A 16,562-nucleotide genomic window follows, 5' to 3' on the forward strand; every position below is an offset into this window, starting at 1 on the left:
CGCGGCATAGGACCACTACAGAAGGGAGCCGACATGCATGCTGGGCGGCTGAAGAAGGTCGGTTCGAGTGACGGCCCGTTTGCCTCCGTGTACTTCGAAGACGTCCGTAACCGGGAAGATGCGCGCGAGCGCTTCGAACTCGAATGGCGCTCGATGCGCAATCAACTCACGAAACAGGGAGCATCGGAATCGCTGATCGCACGACTGGACGAGGTGAAGGACAACCATCACGGCATCTCAGGTCGCGCCGGACGCGCGATCGTCGCCAGTTCCGAGGCAGTGCTGATCGACGATATTCTGCTCGAACCTGCCGGCTCCACTATCGCGACCTTGGGCGAACTGCCCTACCTGATTCCACTGATCGCACATGGATACGACACCGAACCGTTCCTCATCGCCAAGGTCGACCACACTGGCGCGGACCTGTGCGTGCGCGATGCTCGCGGGCGTGACGTGTACGGCGAAACGGTAGACGGAGACGGCTTCCCGGTCCACAAGGCACACGTGGGCGGTCAGGAGCGATACACCGACAGCCAAAGCCTCGTGGAGGAGAATATCCGGAAGAACCTGACTCAGGCTGTGGAGCGCGCGGCGGCGCTCGCCCGTGAACACAAGGTCGCGCTGGTAGTTGTCATCGGAGAAGTACAATCCCGCAAAGCTTTTGCACAGCTTTTGCCGTCGACGCTACGGGTGGTGGACGTCGAAAAGGGTTCGCGTTCAGTCGGTTCGACACCCGCCGAGGTGTCCAAGTCGATTCGTGAACTGATCGACACGCAGCGACTGCGCAGAATGGATGTGGAAACCGAACGCTACGTCGCGGAGCAGGGCCGGGACTCCGGCCTCTCCATCGACGGGACCGCACGCGTCCTCGACGCCCTCGAACAGGGCAAGGTCGAGACGCTGCTGCTCACCGATCCTGACGACAAGGAAGTCACCAGTGGAGAGTTGATCGGGCCCGCCGATCGCGTACTCCCCTACATCGCAATCGGGACCGGCACCGAGTTGGTACAGATCGACGAACGCCTCGTTCTCGCCGACGGATACGGCGCGATACTTCGGCACCCTTGAACGCCGGAGCCTGCTGATCAGATTCGGTGGCGAGCACGTTCTATCGAGAAGCGTGCTTGCCCACCGAGTCCGGGAAACCATCGGCAATTGCTGCGACGAGTTCCAGATATGCCCGTGCCGTGCGCTTGTTCAACAACTTCAAGTCGATCGGACCGCCTTCGCCCAGGTGATCGTCGTAGGGCAACGTCTTGACCGCTCGCACTCCACGCTGAGCGAAAACGTCCTCGAGTTGATCGAGGTCGAGCGAAGACGAACCCGGCCGCGTCGAATTGATCGCCACGACCGACCTGCTCACCAGATCTGCGTATCCGTGCTTGGTCAGCCAACTGAGCGTTGCTGCAGCACTACGGGCACCATCCTGAGCTGTCGGGCTGACGACAACCAAAGCATCTGCTTCGTCGAGAATTCCGTACATGGCCGAGTGCATGATTCCGGTGCCACAGTCGGTGATGACGATGTTGTAGTGCACCTCGAGAATTCGGAGAGTATCGAGGTAGTCCTGCTCGTTGAACGACTCCGAAGTTTCCGGATCTGCCTCACTCGCAAGGATTTCGAGTCGGCTGTCGCCTTGCGAGGTGTAGTAACGAACATCGCTGTACGTACGAATGTCACCGTCGGCCAACAGATCACGAACGGTCAGGTGATGTTCACGTCGTTCGCGATCAGCCAGAGTCCCCAGGTCGGGATTGGCGTCGATGGCTACGATTCGATCCCCACGGATCGATGCGAACGTCGAACCGACAGTTTTGGCCGCCGTGGTTTTCCCCACTCCACCCTTGAGTGAGATGAAAGCAATCTTGTACACGCCGCGCACCGTTCGGTTGGCGCGGCGCACGAGAGCCTGGTGTTCGAGTTCGGCAGCCGACTGCCCAGTGTTGATCCGGCCCCCGGTGAGTTTGAACAACACACTGCCCAAACCGCGTTCGGGTGGACGCTTCGCCCGCTTGATGATGTCCAGGTCGTCGACGGAGGTCATAGGCCTGGGCGTCGAGGTCCGGAAATCGGTCGGCTCTTCACGACGTTGCTGGCGCATCCGCTGACTGGGCAACGGTTTTGCTGCAGGCTCGTCGAATTGTGGTGTGAAGGTGACGGTTCGAATCGACGTTGCATAGCCGTCGTCGGACGCGTCGAAATGGCCGTCGCCCTGAGTCGTTCCGGAGTTGTTCCCCAGGACTCCGTTATTCGAACCGTTGTTATCGCTGCGCACCGTTTTCCTAGGTCGAGTTCGGAATCATTTCGGACATAGCCTCTCGGACGCTATCACTCTGGCGGGCTTGCCGTTCTCTGCTCAATACCGTCGTGGCACAACAGACCGTTACACCCGCACTTCGATGACTTTGGTCCCCAAGCTTGTGCCGATCTCAGCAAATACGAACGTCGTAACGATATGCGGCACAGATATCTTCATCTGCCGCTAGAAACAGCCTTCCGCAATGTCAGGGCAAATCCCTTGGTAACAAACGAGAAAAGGGAGGGCGATCGCCTCGGCGATCGCCCTCCCTTCATGGACAAGTGTTCAGCTGCTGCAGAATTCCGAACTGCCGAGACTTCCGAAAATCGTCGACAGATCCACACTTCCGAACGAACTGCCCGTATCGCAGCCGTCGGCAGTGAGCGCGAAGTCGACACCGGTGACGTCATTCGTGCTCAGATTCACCGGAATTACTGCTGGATCGGCACCGCATCCGCTGCCGGGAACCACTTCTACGGAATAGCCGTCCTTGGCCGGCTTGTACTGAAAGAAGTAGTCACCGGAATCATCCGTCGTTGTCGTCGCGATTTGCGTGCCGGCATCGAGGAGATTCAACGTCACGTCAGACGCGCCGACCCCGTCAGCACCCGGACACCCAGTGACAGTTCCGACGATGCTGAACACCTTCACCAACTCGAAGTCGATCCCGGTCGCGTCGGACGTCGTCAGATCTACCGCCGTCCTGTCGGGTACGGATCCGCATCCAGCCGGCGAGTATGGACTGACCGTGTAATTGCCCGGAGGAACGTTCGTGATCGTGTATCCGCCACCCACCCCGACAGTGGCCGAGGATATCTGCGTCGAGCCATCCCATACGACCATCCATATCCCGACCGGATCGCCAGTATCGCTACACGAGTTGACAAGGGTGCCCGACACGGAGCGTGTGACCGGGTCCGCCGAGGCCACCGAAGACAGGAAGAGACCGAACGCACCCATCAGGGCGAATATCGCAAAGAATCGACGCCTCATGAAACTCTCCTATGTGTTTGCCCTGCCGTCGACCCGTTGCCGGCGACCAGAGCCAAGTCTGGCACCGGAAAATGACCGTCACGTTTGTTTCACCCGGTCCTCGGCAAAGTTTGGCGAATCGGACAAATCCCCCACCTAACGCGTTCGTCGGTCGGCCACCGAAACGATCCCGACCGATCACCTACTAAGCCCGGTAGTAGGCGCCTGTATCCTTTCGCGTATGACGCCGGGTCCGAAAGATGTCGCGCAGCTGCGCGGTGCTTTCGTGGGCGGCACCTCCGGCGCGGTTTCCGTCGCAGCCCACGCGCTCGGTGGTGGCGGCATGGCCCCGTCCGAAAGCGCTGTCGTGTTGCTGATCTTCGCCTGCGCGAGCGTCGGCGCGGTGGTCACGTCCATCGACACCCGTCGCTCCCCCGCGCTCTTGCTCGCCCTCATGCTCGCTGCGGGCCAGGCCATCGGTCACGCGACGTTGACCATCGCTTCGGATCATCAACACGGCCTGCTCCTGTCCCTTCCGATGCTCGCGGCACACATCGCTGCCGTGGGAGTGTGCGCAGTGCTGATCCGCGGCGCAGAACGCGGATACGTCGTGGCCGCATCGACGGTAGCGGCAATCGTCGCCGTTCTATTGCGCCCGTGGGCAGCTGAACCGTCACCGTTCGCTGCACGTACTCGATACCGCGCCAAAGTTGTTCTACGTCAACTTCTCACCTCAGGCCTGGGCACTCGCGGCCCACCGGCATTCGTGTAACTCACCTCCCCTTTCCTTTCACGCACGTGATTACGTGCGCCACTTTGCTGTGCGCCTTTATTAACCGCCCGCGGTTAACAAAGGCGCACAGCGGGATCGAGTACACGCATGTCCGCACCCGAATTGGAGCGCGCACAGACGCGCGCGTCCAACGACAGTTCTCCCCCGAAGAAGCAGGTTGGCGGCGCCAGACCACTGATCCTGCGTCTGCACTTCTACGCCGGCGTCCTGATCGGACCGTTCATCCTCATCGCCGCTTTGAGCGGTGGCCTCTACGCGATGGCACCCACCATCGAGAAGTTCGTTTACAGCGACTACCTCCAGACCGACACCACCGGACAGATCGCGTCACTGAACGACCAGATCCGTTCCGCTCAGCAGTACCGCCCCGACTTGACGGTCTCGGCAGTACGTCCGTCCCCTGCTGCCGGCGAAACCACCCGAGTCCTGTTCACCGATCCGTCACTGGGCGAATCGGAGAGGCTCGCCGTCTTCGTCGATCCGGTGCTCGCACAGCCGGTCGGCGAGTTGGCGGTCTACGGAAGCAGTGGTTCGCTGCCACTGCGAACCTGGATCTCCCAACTGCATCGCCACCTTCATCTGGGCGAACCCGGCCGCCTCTACAGCGAATTGGCCGCGTCGTGGATGTGGGTGGTCGCACTCGGCGGTGTCTACCTCTGGTTCCGTCGATACCGCACCGCCCGGAACGCTCGACTGCTCACGATCGACCGAGCATCCACCGGACGAAGCCGGACCCTGAACTGGCACGGTGTCGTCGGCATCTGGATAGCAGTTGCATTGGTCTTCCTCTCGGCGACCGGCCTCACGTGGTCGACCTACGCCGGAGAGAACGTCAGCAATCTGAGAACCGCGTTGAGTTGGACGACGCCCTCAGTTGTGAAAACTCTCGGCGACGCTCCCCCTCCGGCGACAGGCGGGCACGAGGGTCACGACATGGCCCCCGCCGCCACCGGCACGCTGACGGACACCAACGTCGGACGCGTCGACACCGTCCTCGGTATCGCCAGGTACAACGGGATCACCGGTCCTGTCGAAGTATCGATACCCGCGAACGCCGAGACGGCGTTCACCGTCGCCCAGACACGTCAGCCCTGGGTGTACAGCAACAACACCATCGCAATCGACGGAGCGACGCAAAAGGTCACCGACGAGTTGTGGTTCTCGGATTGGCCACTCGCAGCCAAACTTTCGGCCTGGGGAATCCAACTCCACATGGGCCTGCTGTTCGGTCTTGCCAACCAGATCGCACTCGCCGCACTGGCACTCGCACTGGTCAGCGTGGTCATTCGGGGCTACATCATGTGGTGGCGCCGACGCCCCACTCGTGGCCCCGACTGGGCAGTCGGCCGGGTTCCTGCCCGCGGCGGAATCCGCAACCTCTCCCCGGTCGGCCTCGTTGCTCTCGTCGCGATCACGGCGTTGGTCGGCTGGTTCGTTCCGCTACTCGGCATCAGCCTTCTCGCATTCCTGCTGATCGACCTGTGCCTTGCGGCGTTCAAACGCCGTGCCACCACCTGACACTTCACGAATTACGGAGACACACATGACTGTTCGCACAAAGATATTCGCAGCTGTTGCACTGTCCGCAGCTCTCGCCCTGACCGGCTGTTCTTCCAACTCCGACAAGGAAACCGAAGCTGCACAATCCATCACAGTTCAGGATCAATGGGTCAAGGCCGCGCCGGAAGGAATGAGCGCGGCGTTCGCCGAACTCGTCAACTCCAGTGACAAGGACGTACGCGTGGTCTCGGCCACCAGCCCCGCGTCGTCTCGACTCGAACTGCACGAAGTCGTGACCGGCGACGGCGGAACGATGACGATGCGTCCCAAGGACGGCGGTTTCCTGGTCCCTGCCAACGGGTCCGCCTCCCTCACCCCGGGCGGTGACCACCTCATGTTCATGGACCTGTCCGCGCCGCTGCTCCCGGGCGCAGAAACCGACCTCACCTTGATCTACGACGACGGTTCCAGCACGACGTTCACAGCCCAGATTCGCGACTTCTCCGGTAATCAGGAGAACTACGACCCGAATCACGGTGGCTGAGAACACGAACCCGCCCAGCCGAGCACTCAGCCGGCGGCGCCTTCTCGGAGGAGGCGCCGCCGCGCTCGGCGTCGCGGGAATAACTTGGGGCGCAACCACAGTGGTGGAGCGCAGCGAACACGAGCAGCAAGCAGGCAAGCTGGTGGAACCGTTCTACGGCGTCCACCAAGCTGGGATCGCCACCACTCCGCAAGCGCACGGCACGTTCATCGGGTTCGACCTATTGCCTGGAGCCGATCGAGCTGTGGTCGTCGGGATCATGAAGATGTGGTCCGAGGATGCGTCACGGCTGACCGCCGGTAACCCGGCGTTGGCGGATACCGAACGGGAACTGGCCGTGGATCCGGCCCGCTTGACGGTGACCGTCGGCTACGGTCCTGGCCTGTTCACCAAGCTGGGATTGCAAGCACGTCAACCGGACTGGTTCGAGCCGTTGCCGAGCTACGAGATCGACCGACTTGACGACCGATGGGGCGGGTCGGACCTGTTGCTGCAGATTTGTGGCGACGATCCGGTGACCATTGCTCATGCTGTGCGAGTTCTGACCAAGAACGTCCGATCACTGACGACAATCCGGTGGACACAAAAGGGATTCCGCAACGCTCGCGGCACCACGCCCGAGGGAACCACGATGCGCAATCTCATGGGCCAAGTGGACGGGACGGTCAATCCTGCTCCGGGAACAGTGGATTTCGATTCACTGATCTGGCACGACGGCGCCGGTCAACCGTGGCTGGCGGGCGGAACCTCGTTGGTACTGCGACGCATTCGCATGGAAATGGATACCTGGGACGAACTCGACCGTTCGGGGCGCGAACTCACGATGGGGCGCACGTTGTCCAATGGCGCTCCGCTCAACGGAACCAACGAATTCGACGAAGCGGATTTCACACTCACGGACAAGTTCGGGATTCCGGTGATCCCGCCAGGATCACACATCGCGCGAGCCCACCAGACGCATGAGAAGGAGCAGTTCTTCCGTCGGGCATACAACTACGACGACGCACCCGAGAGCGGGCAGACCTCGAATTCGGGATTGATCTTCGCAGCATTCAAACGGGACATCGCCGAGCAATATCTACCGGTCCAACAGCGATTGAGTGACTTCGACGCACTCAACGAGTGGACGACGCCGATCGGTTCTGCGGTGTATCTCATTCCGCCGGGATGCACCGAGAACGACTATCTGGGAAGCGGATTGCTCGGCTGACAACCCCGGGCAACGATATTGTGGGGGCTGGATCCGAACGGATCCCGCCCCCACAATTCCTTCTACCTGAAGTTGTTGCGTTACTTGGACTTACGAGGTCCCGGCATGACCGCACCTGGACGGGCGGTAGTCAACCTCGTGACCCAACCACTGACGGGCCACTTCTTCAGTCCGACGTTGTGTGGGGTGACCTCGGTTCCGACGTACTTGGCAGCAAGCTCGTCGTCGACGGTTCCGTTGAACCGCCACAGTTGGCTTCCGTCGGCATTGCGGGTGGACACCTCCCATGACTGAGCACGGAAGGCACCACGAATGATGCTGTCGGCAAACACCAGAACGGGAATTCCGATCTCGGCACGAACAGCCGCACCGGCAGACCACTCGGCGCGCGCGAGTTCGTAGATCTCTTCCGGCGTTGCTCCCGGACGGGCGGAGGCCGGTACGTGGAGGACGATGCTCGGCGTCGGGAGTTCCGGCGCGGGATCAGCCGAGTAGCGCAATGCGAGTTCCTCGACGCGGGTCGCTCGGGCGTCCTTGTCCGAGGTATCGCCTGCGAGATTGGTCAGACCCTCTCCCGCGTCGGTGATCCGCAAGGCTTCCACGATGCCGCGGACGACCTCGTCGGTAGTGGCGGCCGAATCCGTGGCGGCAGAGACCGAGCGGAGGAGTACGAAGTGCTCCACCGCCGAACCTGCGTCGTAGATCTCGCGGATCCGAGCGATCTTGGCTGCCGTCACAGCACCATTCGACTCGGCCGGAGCGTCCGCTCCTTCGAGGTTCGCGAGTTCACCGAGCGCTTCGAATACCGGCGCGAATACTTGATTTCCCGTGCCGTGCCCGACATGGAACACCTGGTCGTTACGCGGGTCACGCAAAGCAAAGACATACTGCCCCAGCCTCTTCCCGACCTTCTCGGAGAACGGCTGCGGAGCGGGCTTCCTGACGACGACCTCGGTGGACAGAGTGCGCATCACGGCCAGACGTAGTGCGTCTGGCACGCTGGTGGAACCGGCAGCACCGGAAAAGATTGCCGCCGAAGCAGCGCTGATCGAGGTGAACGTGCGGCCGACTTGCTTCTCGAGAGAGGCAGAGACCGTACCGACCGCAGTCAGTTTTGCATCGAGGGTGCCGTCACCCTCGACAAGGAACTCCTTGATCAACGGAGCAACGAGCAAGGTGGAGCCGATAGCGCGAGGAACTGTCCAGACAATAGCCATGCCACGAGCCTAGGCGATCACCTCGAGGCGCGAGGCGAACGCGACTCAGCCCGCCGCTGCCGGCCCGGCCAGTCCCTGCACAAGTAGGTTCCAGGCCGAGTGCGCGACTTCTTTTCGCGAGCTCTCGGCAGTCCGTTCCATGATCGCGGCGAACATCGCGATCGCCAGAATCACGTCCTCAGCAGTCACGGACTCGCGTATCTTCCCAGCTCGACGCGCCTCCTCGAGGCGTCCTTCGAGGAGATCGGTCAGGCGGGTGCCTGCCGAATTCAGTCGTGAGTCGCCGAAGGAGACGGGCTTGATGACCTCCACGAACACGATGGAGGTGGTGATCTGGTCTACCAACAATCGAAAAAGATCGTCGAGAGTCGAATCCGGATCGGCAGCCATATCTTGCAGCTCGACGATGTTCTCGTCGAACACCGCGAGTGCGAGGCTTTCGCGAGTGGGAAAGTGCCGGTAGAGGCTGCCCTGACCGACGCCGGCCGTGCGGGCGATCAGGCTGAGCGGAGCAGCAAAACCCTGAGTGGCGAACACCTCACGAGCTGCTGAGACGAGTGCCGCACGATTGCGCGCCGCATCTCTCGGCCCTCTGTTGAGAGATCCGCTATTGACGCGGCCAGACGATGTCACGCACACTACGATACCAACCGGACAGCATTGTCCGGTTGGTTGCGGCCCGACACCGGTTCACACCCCGACCCGATCGTCGTGAGCGCTCGAACACGCGCCTGCCCTCCGTGCTGCCTGTCCGTGAGATACGTCTGCCCGTGAGATACGAAAGGCAATCCCGCACCGGGAGTTGGACTCGATGAAATCGTTCACGACCATCAGAACCAGATCTGCCATCGCACTCGTCGCCTTGATCACCGTCCTTCCCGTGTGCGTCGCGTCGGCTGAGCCCGCCACTGCCCCGGGCTCGATCCACGAGAACCCGGGTGTCGCTTCCACCGCCGCAAGCCGCGCCGAATGCGGCCCGGGATCGATGCCCGAGACCGGGTTGCAGGGTGATGTTCCGGCCGAGGACCGAAACAGCGGACGCAGCCGAGACGGCTACAGCTGCAACATGTCTCAGATCGGCGGCTACTCGGGTCGCGGCGGCGGGATCACGTCCACCAACTTCGAACACTGCTCGTACGTCGGCAGTTTCTTCCCCGGGAACCTCCTGGGCCCCGCCCAGGGCGTCCAAGTTCTCGACGTATCGGATCCTGCCAATCCTGCTCTCACCGCCACGCTGACCGAACCCGCGATGCTGGCCGGAACGTGGGAGAGCCTCAAGGTCAACACCGCGCGAAAGCTGCTGGTGGGCACGGGCGTTCCGCTCTTGACCGGCGTCGGCCTGATGTCGGTCTACGACATCTCCGATTGCGCGCACCCGAAACTACTCAACCCCGGACCAGGAACCGATCTGGGGATGCTGCTGCCCATCACCAATCACGAGGGAGGATTTTCACCGGACGGGAACACCTACTGGTCTTCCGGCACCGCTCCCGGCGTGGTGAGCGCCGTCGATCTCACCGATCCCGCCAACCCACGCGTCGTCTGGCAGGACCTCATCGGGTTGTCGACGCACGGCTTCGGAATCAGTCCCGACGGAAATCGCATGTACTTGTCGAACAATCTCGGCGGAATACATGTCCTCGACATCAGTGAGGTTCAGCGCCGCGTCCCGAATCCTCGGGTGCGCCAACTGTCCCAGCTCTCGTGGACCGACGGGTGGGCCACCCAACACAGCATTCCGGTCACCTACGACGGTTCGCCGTACCTGTTCACCGTCGACGAAGGTGGTTCCGGCGGAGTCAAATTGATCGACGTCTCCGATGACGACGAACCGTCGGTCGTCAATTCAGTGAAGCTCGAAATCAATCTGCCGGAGAATCAAGACGCTGCGCTGGCGTCTGCTGCCGGCGGATCGCTGTTCGCGTACGAATCTCACTACTGTTCGGCAGATCGCCCGGTCGACCCGACGGCGCTGGCATGTGGATGGATCTCGAGCGGGATTCGGGTCTTCGATGTTCGAGATCCCTTCGACGTCCACGAAATTGCGTACTTCAACCCACCTGCTCGGACCGGCGGCAATCTCGAACTCGCCAACTCGCCACACGCTCTCGCGTCGCTCATCGGGGTACCCGTTCTCAGCACCCCGGCAATCGCGCAGTCGATCGCGCAGGGCCAGTTCGACCCCGGCCAAGCACTGAGTTCGCGGTCGGGCATGGTCGCTCTCGGCGACATCTCGACCGATTGGTGCTTCTCCCCGCCCGAATGGCGCGGGACCACGTTGTGGGCGACGTGCGCCGACAACGGCTTTGTTGCCATGCAACTCGAAAACGGTGTCTACACACCACCGGCTGACCAGAAGACGACCGTGGGATCATGACGGCACCGCGAGCGGTCAAAGCCGTCGCACTCGTGGCTGCAGCACTGATGCTGCTCGTACTCGGCGCAGCACTACGTCCGCTGTTCGCACCCGAGAACCACACGCAGAGAGCTGTTCTGAGCGAAACCGAAATCGGATTCGTGCACGACATGGCGGCCCACCATCAACAGGCCCTCTTCATTCTCGCGCGTCTGAGTCCCGATGTGGACCCGGCGGTGACGAGACTGGCCCAGCAGATCGACGATGTTCAACGAACGGAAATCGGTGTCATGCTCGGTTGGCTGAGGTTGGCCGGTGTCCCGCCGAACAGTAGAACGCCGATGGCGTGGATGGAGGCGTCGCCGAGCGGCGCGGGTGACTCTCGTCATCACCCGGCAACGCTGGACACCGAGACCGACTCCATGCCTGGTATGGCTACGACCGAAGAACTCGAGAAACTGAGCAGCGCTCGCGGGCTCGACGCCGAGGTCCTTTTCCTTCAACTGATGGAACGCCACCACCGTGGCGGGATCGCCATGGCGCAGGCCGCCGATGCCCTGCTCGAGAGCGGGCCGGTGAAACAGTCCGCCCGCGACATGATCAACACCCAGAGTCAGGAATCCGGGCTGATGACGCTGATGCTCGAACAACGTGGGGCACAACCACTGCACTGACCCGCATGTGCAGTGACTACCATAGGTGTCGACCTGCGAACTACAGAAGGAATCGACACTTCATCATGACCCTGCTCGTTCGCGGAATCGATTGGTCGAACCCGACAGCACCGCGGATCCGATGCGTCGACGACACCACTTCCGCTACGACCTTCTTCACTCACGACTCGGTGCTGCGATTCTCCGTCGACGAGACGAAGGGCCGCCGCTGCCTCGGCTGGCGAGATCTCACCGCCGAAGGTCCAGGACACTCGCCGTGCGACCGCGGGGCGACGGTCACCGCAGGACGCCAATGCGACCGATGCCGAAATCGTGAGGGGTTCACCACGGTTCATCAGGCACACGTCAGCGGCGCGCACATTCATCCGAATGTGCGTACCTACCTCGCACAACCACAATGGCTCTACGTCGACGTATTCGCCGGCGGCCAGATGAAGGTGGGGACGGCTTCCGAGTTCCGCAAGCATCCGCGAGTCGCCGAACAAGGGGCAGTCTGCGCATTGTTCGTAGCGCGGTCGACGGACGGTTACAGCATTCGCGCCCTCGAAGCCCGAGTTTCGGAGCACTTCCACTTGAGCCAGGCAATACGTACGTCTCGGAAAATCGAAGCGTTGACAGGGCCCTTGGATCGAGAGAAACTACGAAAGTCGTTGCACCACTTCGTATCGTCGATCAAAGACGAGCTGAATGACATCGGATCGGACATCGACGGAATCGAGATCCTGGAGGCTCCCGAAGAATGGACGGCGCCGGCGTGCGCTGACATGGTCTTCGATGCGGCACCGTTGATCGCGTACCCGCACACTTTCGAGTCCGGCGAACATTCCTTGTATTTGGAGGGCCTTGCCGGTTCGATCGCCTCGCTGCGGATCGACCCCGACTCTGAATCGCCACGCTTTGTCGCGGACGTGTCCGGACTGGTCGGTCGAACCATCACCGTCGGCGAGTTCGAGTCCCCTGGCGTGGCGATTCAGGAATCGTTGTTCTGAAAGTAGGTCAGCAACTTCCCGCAGTCGCTGCGGCGAATCCGCGAGTGACCTCGGCCTGCTCGTCGGCAGACAGGCTCGACCATTCGGGATAAGCCTGGATGGAGGTCAGCATGTCGTTTGCCAATGATTCACGCGTCATGCCCATTTCCTCTCCGGACTCGTCGATGGCCGGCTGGTAGGCGTCGAGGTACCGGAGAACGTCGGAGCACGCCTGCGCGTAGGTCCGTGGCAGTGCCGAACTCACATTCGGGTCGGACGGGACCTCAGCCGGAGCACTCGAGTCGACCGAAGGGGTCTCGGTAGGTATTTCCGACGACGTCGCCGGAGCCTCGGATGACGTCGTCGACGTCGCCGTGGTGGTCGCCGAAGCAGAGGAAGTGAGTGTTCCGACCTCGGTCGGCTTGTCTCCGTCAGAACCGCAGGCAACCAGCGCCACCAGCGAGCAGGCACCGATGAACCCGGTGATCGTTTTCTTCATCCCTCAAGGATGCCAGAGGGCCACTGGCATTCGAACGGACCGGCATCGCCCGTCAGCGCCAATTGCCCGAGCATCCTGCCGAATCCGAGCGCCTCGCCCTCCCGACTGCGGGATTGGACTATATGCCCCGTTCGCGAACCCATGCTACGGTGACTTAACTGCAAAATAACTACGGGTGGGATTGTCCGGTCTGCCGCGTTCATCCGGAACGCTCCGATCGGAAATAGTTCGTCTATAAGGGGCTGGAACGAGTGGGACTTTTTCGTCGACGAGGTTCCCGCGAGGAAGACGACGATCGCGGGCAAAACCTCGATCGCAGCGACCCCGGGTACGCCGCCTGGTTCGCGAACGTCGCCGACGCGGGTGGTCAGCCGATTCCGTACAAGCGACCGCTGACCGCACCGGTGTATCCGCAACTCCAGCCGCCGGCCCCGGACTACGAGACGGATACGAGACGGCCACTCAACGCACCCGCCGGAGACAGCTGGCTACCCGCAGACCGCATCGACGAATTCGAGTCGTCGAATGGCCGCCCATCTGCACCGAACGGAACGAGCCCACAAATCTCACAAACTGAAAAGTTGCCGCCCGACCCACTCCCGACGCCGCAACCAACGATTCCACCTCGAAATGTACCGATGACTTCACCACCGAAGCATCACCTGGAGTCGCCCCGCGCGACTCGGCCCTACCAAGGAGAAGCAATGAGCAACATCGACAAGATCCTCGGCGAACTGATGCGCATCGACGGTGCCAGCGGTGCAGCCGTCGTCGACGCCGACAGCGGAATGGTTCTCGGCATGAGCGGCAACCCGTCATTCAGCCTCGAGTACGCCGGCGCCGGCAACTCCGAGGTTGTGCGAGCAAAGCTCCGCACGATGAGTAACTTGGGGATTACCGACACCCTGGAAGACATCCTGATCACCCTGAGCAACCAGTACCACCTCATTCGCGTCCTCGAGACGCCCGGACTGTCGACGCTGTTCGTGTACCTCGTTTTGGACCGTGCGCGTGCGAACCTGGCGCTGGCCCGCCACAAGCTGGGCGAACAGACCCCCAAGATCGAGATCTGACGCTTCCACTCCCTTCCCGACAATGCCCGGTCCTCGCCAACGGCGAGGGCCGGGCATTGTTCGTTCCGAACACTCGATTGGTGAACCTCGCGCCGGCGCCGATACTGGGACCGTGACTATCGCGGATGCTCCTTGCGTGTGGTTGACCACCCTCCGAAGCGACGGCTCGCCGCACACGACTCCGGTCTGGTTCTTACTGCATCAGAACACATTCTGGATACCGAGCGCTGAGCAGAATCGTAAGGTTCGGAACCTGCTGGACGATCCTCGGGTCTCGTTGGCAGTCGACGGATCCGCTGGCGACCCATGGGTCGCACAGGGCCTCGCGACAATTCATCACGATGTCGGCGAATTCGTCGACCTCCTGAGACTTTTCGGCGAGAAGTACGACGGCTGGGATGCCGCAGACGAAACTCGTGACGGTCCGCGGGTCCTCGTCTCGGTCCCGGTGACTCGATGGTTTCTTCGACCAGACTGACAGACAGTGCCGGTTAGGCCCGAATTGTCGTGAATGACATACTTGTAGTTCATCTCTCGCAGAAATGGACTCTCACACATGGCACGCACGGCACATCACAGGCGCGGCATCACCGGCGTCACCATCGGCATTGCTGCCGTGATCGTGCTGGGAGGTTGCGCCAATTCCAACGCCGACGCGCCCGAAACATCTTCTCTCGGTTCGGGAATCGGATCCGGTGTCACCACGACGGTCGTGACCGAAGCCTCGGCTCCTTCGTCCGCCGCAATTGAACTGCTGGCACAGATCCCCGTCAAGGGACGCGCACCCAAGACCGGATACGACCGCGCGCTGTTCGGTACCGCCTGGACCGACGACGTCACCGTCGAATTCGGCCACAACGGCTGCGATACACGCATTATCTGCACGCAGTTTTGACATATCTCAAAACCTTGCTGGTAGGCCCCCATTGTTCGATGTCGACGGTGTGAGTTATGTGAGTGACGATGGTCAGTTCGTGTGACGGTCGACCGGTTCGACCGCACGGATAGGGACGATGGCATGTTCAATCACGCACGTGGCCGGTTGATTGGGTTCGGTGGATGTGTAGCACACCTGGTCTGATGTCGGGATTTCCCGACAATCATCCTCATGAGTTTTGTTGATAAGAGTGCAGATCCTCTGCACTGCATATGATTTAGGAGTTTCACGTTGCATAGTCGCTTGGTGCGTTCCCGTTCCCTCCTGGTTGCCGTCACTGCCTTGGTCGGGTTGTCGATTTCCGGTTGCAGTACGACGTTGGCGGATGTGATCCCAGCAGGATCGTTGTCTGTGGATAGCCCTGGTCAGCACGATGTTGATGTGGCTTCTTCCGTTGCGCTGTTGGAGACGCTTCCGGTGAAGGGGCGTGCTCCGAAAACTGGTTACAGCAGAGATCAGTTCGGTCAGGCATGGTCTGATGATGTCGATGTGGAGTTCGGGCATGACGGGTGCGATACGCGCAATAATCTGTTGGCTTCGCGGCTGACTGACGTGGTCTTCAAAGAAGGAAAGAAGCAATGTGTTGTTCTCTCTGGCACGTTGGCTGATCCTTACACTGGAAAGACGATCAATTTTGTTCGGGGACAGGATACTTCGACTGCGGTTCAGATTGACCATGTGGTCGCGTTGAGCGATTCGTGGCAGAAGGGTGCGCAACAATTGAGTCTTCAGGAGCGCACGAATCTGGCGAACGATCCCCGAAATCTGATCCCGGTGGATGGACCGACGAACGCGAAGAAGTCTGATTCCGATGCCGCATCCTGGCTTCCCCCGAACAAGGCGTACCGATGCACCTACGTCTCGAAGCAGATCACGGTGAAGTCGGTCTACCGCCTGTGGGTGACTCAAGCAGAGAAGGATGCGATGTCTGCCGTATTGTCCGCGTGTTGATTCACAGTTCCGCGTAGATTCCGATGCTTGCTGGGGTGTGTTCTTATGTGCCGATTGTGAATCGCTCTGGGTTCGGTGGAGACTTCTGGCCTTGGAAACGAGGATGGAAGCATGCCGAATGAACGGGTGTCAGGGAGGCCGACGATGCGGCGGTATTCGCCGGAGGAGAAGGCCGGTGCGGTGCGGATGGTCCGGGCGTTGCGGGCCGAGCTGGGGACCGAGCATGGGACGACAGCGCGGGTTGCCTCGCAGTTGGGTTACGGGGTCGAGTCCGTCAGGTCGTGGGTCAAGCAGGCCGATATCGATGACGGTCTGACTGTGGGAGTGAGCACCGCCGAGGCCGATCGGATCAAGCAACTCGAGCAGGAAATCCGAGAACTGCAGCGCGCCAACGAGATATTGAAGCGTGCGGCGTCTTTCTTCGGGGCGGAGCAGGGCCGCCAGCACAAGAGATGACCGCGTTCATCGATGCCAATCGCGGCGATGTCATCGCGGGTCGGAGGCTTGGGGTCGAGCGTATCTGCAAGGCCTTGCAGATACCTCCGAGCAGCTACTACGCCACCAAAAGC

At 61.3% G+C, this 16,562-nt stretch carries 16 protein-coding genes and 2 pseudogenes; 13 read left to right on the forward strand and 5 right to left on the reverse strand.

Features of this window, described 5'->3' with window-relative positions:
- Positions 1-33 precede the first annotated feature (33 nt).
- A complete protein-coding gene (locus ABH939_RS29875; protein ID WP_404650599.1) occupies positions 34-1,068 on the forward strand; it encodes a hypothetical protein in 1,035 nt (344 codons plus the stop codon).
- Between the two features lie 40 nt (positions 1,069-1,108).
- On the opposite strand, the gene ABH939_RS29880 is transcribed toward ABH939_RS29875, so the two are convergent.
- Positions 1,109-2,275, reverse strand: coding sequence for a MinD/ParA family protein (locus ABH939_RS29880; protein ID WP_003945525.1), 1,167 nt, complete (start codon positions 2,273-2,275; stop codon positions 1,109-1,111).
- 309 nt (positions 2,276-2,584) lie between these two features.
- Positions 2,585-3,292: a hypothetical protein gene (locus ABH939_RS29885; RefSeq protein WP_064112938.1), complete on the reverse strand. Its 708-nt coding sequence runs from the start codon at positions 3,290-3,292 to the stop codon at positions 2,585-2,587.
- A gap of 220 nt (positions 3,293-3,512) precedes the next feature.
- Between ABH939_RS29885 and ABH939_RS29890 the strand changes: the two genes are divergently transcribed.
- The 4 genes from ABH939_RS29890 to ABH939_RS29905 all read left to right on the forward strand — a co-directional run bounded on the left by ABH939_RS29890 (position 3,513) and on the right by ABH939_RS29905 (position 7,318).
- Positions 3,513-4,043, forward strand: coding sequence for a hypothetical protein (locus tag ABH939_RS29890; RefSeq protein ID WP_270008422.1), 531 nt, complete (start codon positions 3,513-3,515; stop codon positions 4,041-4,043).
- 108 nt (positions 4,044-4,151) lie between these two features.
- Positions 4,152-5,582 (forward strand): PepSY-associated TM helix domain-containing protein, encoded by a 1,431-nt coding sequence (locus tag ABH939_RS29895; RefSeq protein ID WP_404650600.1) that lies wholly within the window; start codon positions 4,152-4,154, stop codon positions 5,580-5,582.
- A gap of 25 nt (positions 5,583-5,607) precedes the next feature.
- Positions 5,608-6,108, forward strand: coding sequence for a copper chaperone PCu(A)C (locus tag ABH939_RS29900; protein WP_003945769.1), 501 nt, complete (start codon positions 5,608-5,610; stop codon positions 6,106-6,108).
- Complete coding sequence (locus ABH939_RS29905; RefSeq protein ID WP_404650601.1) at positions 6,101-7,318, forward strand: Dyp-type peroxidase; 1,218 nt, start codon at positions 6,101-6,103, stop codon at positions 7,316-7,318. The genes ABH939_RS29900 and ABH939_RS29905 overlap by 8 nt, the downstream gene beginning before the upstream one ends.
- Positions 7,319-7,398: 80 nt before the next feature.
- On the opposite strand, the gene ABH939_RS29910 is transcribed toward ABH939_RS29905, so the two are convergent.
- Both ABH939_RS29910 and ABH939_RS29915 read right to left on the reverse strand, forming a co-directional pair.
- Positions 7,399-8,535 carry a GIY-YIG nuclease family protein gene (locus ABH939_RS29910; RefSeq protein WP_054800699.1) on the reverse strand — a complete coding sequence of 379 codons (1,137 nt, stop codon included), beginning with the start codon at positions 8,533-8,535 and terminating at the stop codon, positions 7,399-7,401.
- A 45-nt stretch (positions 8,536-8,580) separates the two neighbouring features.
- Positions 8,581-9,168 carry a TetR/AcrR family transcriptional regulator gene (locus tag ABH939_RS29915; RefSeq protein WP_223304676.1) on the reverse strand — a complete coding sequence of 196 codons (588 nt, stop codon included), beginning with the start codon at positions 9,166-9,168 and terminating at the stop codon, positions 8,581-8,583.
- 178 nt (positions 9,169-9,346) lie between these two features.
- Here ABH939_RS29915 and ABH939_RS29920 point away from each other — a divergent pair, with 178 nt between their 5' ends.
- From ABH939_RS29920 to ABH939_RS29930, 3 genes are all read left to right on the forward strand, one after another.
- Positions 9,347-10,912: an LVIVD repeat-containing protein gene (locus tag ABH939_RS29920; RefSeq protein ID WP_003945495.1), complete on the forward strand. Its 1,566-nt coding sequence runs from the start codon at positions 9,347-9,349 to the stop codon at positions 10,910-10,912.
- Positions 10,909-11,565: a DUF305 domain-containing protein gene (locus ABH939_RS29925; RefSeq protein ID WP_007734614.1), complete on the forward strand. Its 657-nt coding sequence runs from the start codon at positions 10,909-10,911 to the stop codon at positions 11,563-11,565. Before ABH939_RS29920 ends, ABH939_RS29925 begins: the two co-directional genes overlap by 4 nt.
- A gap of 65 nt (positions 11,566-11,630) precedes the next feature.
- On the forward strand, positions 11,631-12,554 hold the full coding sequence (locus ABH939_RS29930; RefSeq protein ID WP_054187969.1) for a DUF2797 domain-containing protein: 924 nt from the start codon (positions 11,631-11,633) through the stop codon (positions 12,552-12,554).
- A gap of 7 nt (positions 12,555-12,561) precedes the next feature.
- Here ABH939_RS29930 and ABH939_RS29935 read toward each other — a convergent pair whose 3' ends face one another.
- Complete coding sequence (locus ABH939_RS29935) at positions 12,562-13,032, reverse strand: hypothetical protein (protein WP_003945723.1); 471 nt, start codon at positions 13,030-13,032, stop codon at positions 12,562-12,564.
- A 704-nt stretch (positions 13,033-13,736) separates the two neighbouring features.
- Between ABH939_RS29935 and ABH939_RS29940 the strand changes: the two genes are divergently transcribed.
- From ABH939_RS29940 to ABH939_RS29960, 5 genes and pseudogenes are all read left to right on the forward strand, one after another.
- Entirely contained in the window at positions 13,737-14,105 is a 369-nt protein-coding gene (locus ABH939_RS29940; protein ID WP_020906454.1) for a hypothetical protein, read from the forward strand.
- A gap of 112 nt (positions 14,106-14,217) precedes the next feature.
- Positions 14,218-14,583 carry a pyridoxamine 5'-phosphate oxidase family protein gene (locus ABH939_RS29945; protein WP_047269305.1) on the forward strand — a complete coding sequence of 122 codons (366 nt, stop codon included), beginning with the start codon at positions 14,218-14,220 and terminating at the stop codon, positions 14,581-14,583.
- A gap of 78 nt (positions 14,584-14,661) precedes the next feature.
- The gene (locus ABH939_RS29950; protein WP_230691590.1) at positions 14,662-15,000 is read left to right on the forward strand and encodes a hypothetical protein; all 339 of its coding nucleotides are present in this window, start codon (positions 14,662-14,664) and stop codon (positions 14,998-15,000) included.
- A gap of 285 nt (positions 15,001-15,285) precedes the next feature.
- A pseudogene (locus ABH939_RS29955) lies at positions 15,286-15,990 on the forward strand (HNH endonuclease family protein); the annotation flags it as partial.
- A gap of 114 nt (positions 15,991-16,104) precedes the next feature.
- Positions 16,105-16,562, forward strand: a pseudogene (locus ABH939_RS29960) (transposase); the annotation flags it as partial.

Source organism: Rhodococcus sp. 27YEA6 (genome assembly GCF_044908235.1).
GTDB classification, from domain to species: Bacteria; Actinomycetota; Actinomycetes; order Mycobacteriales; family Mycobacteriaceae; genus Rhodococcus_F; species Rhodococcus_F qingshengii.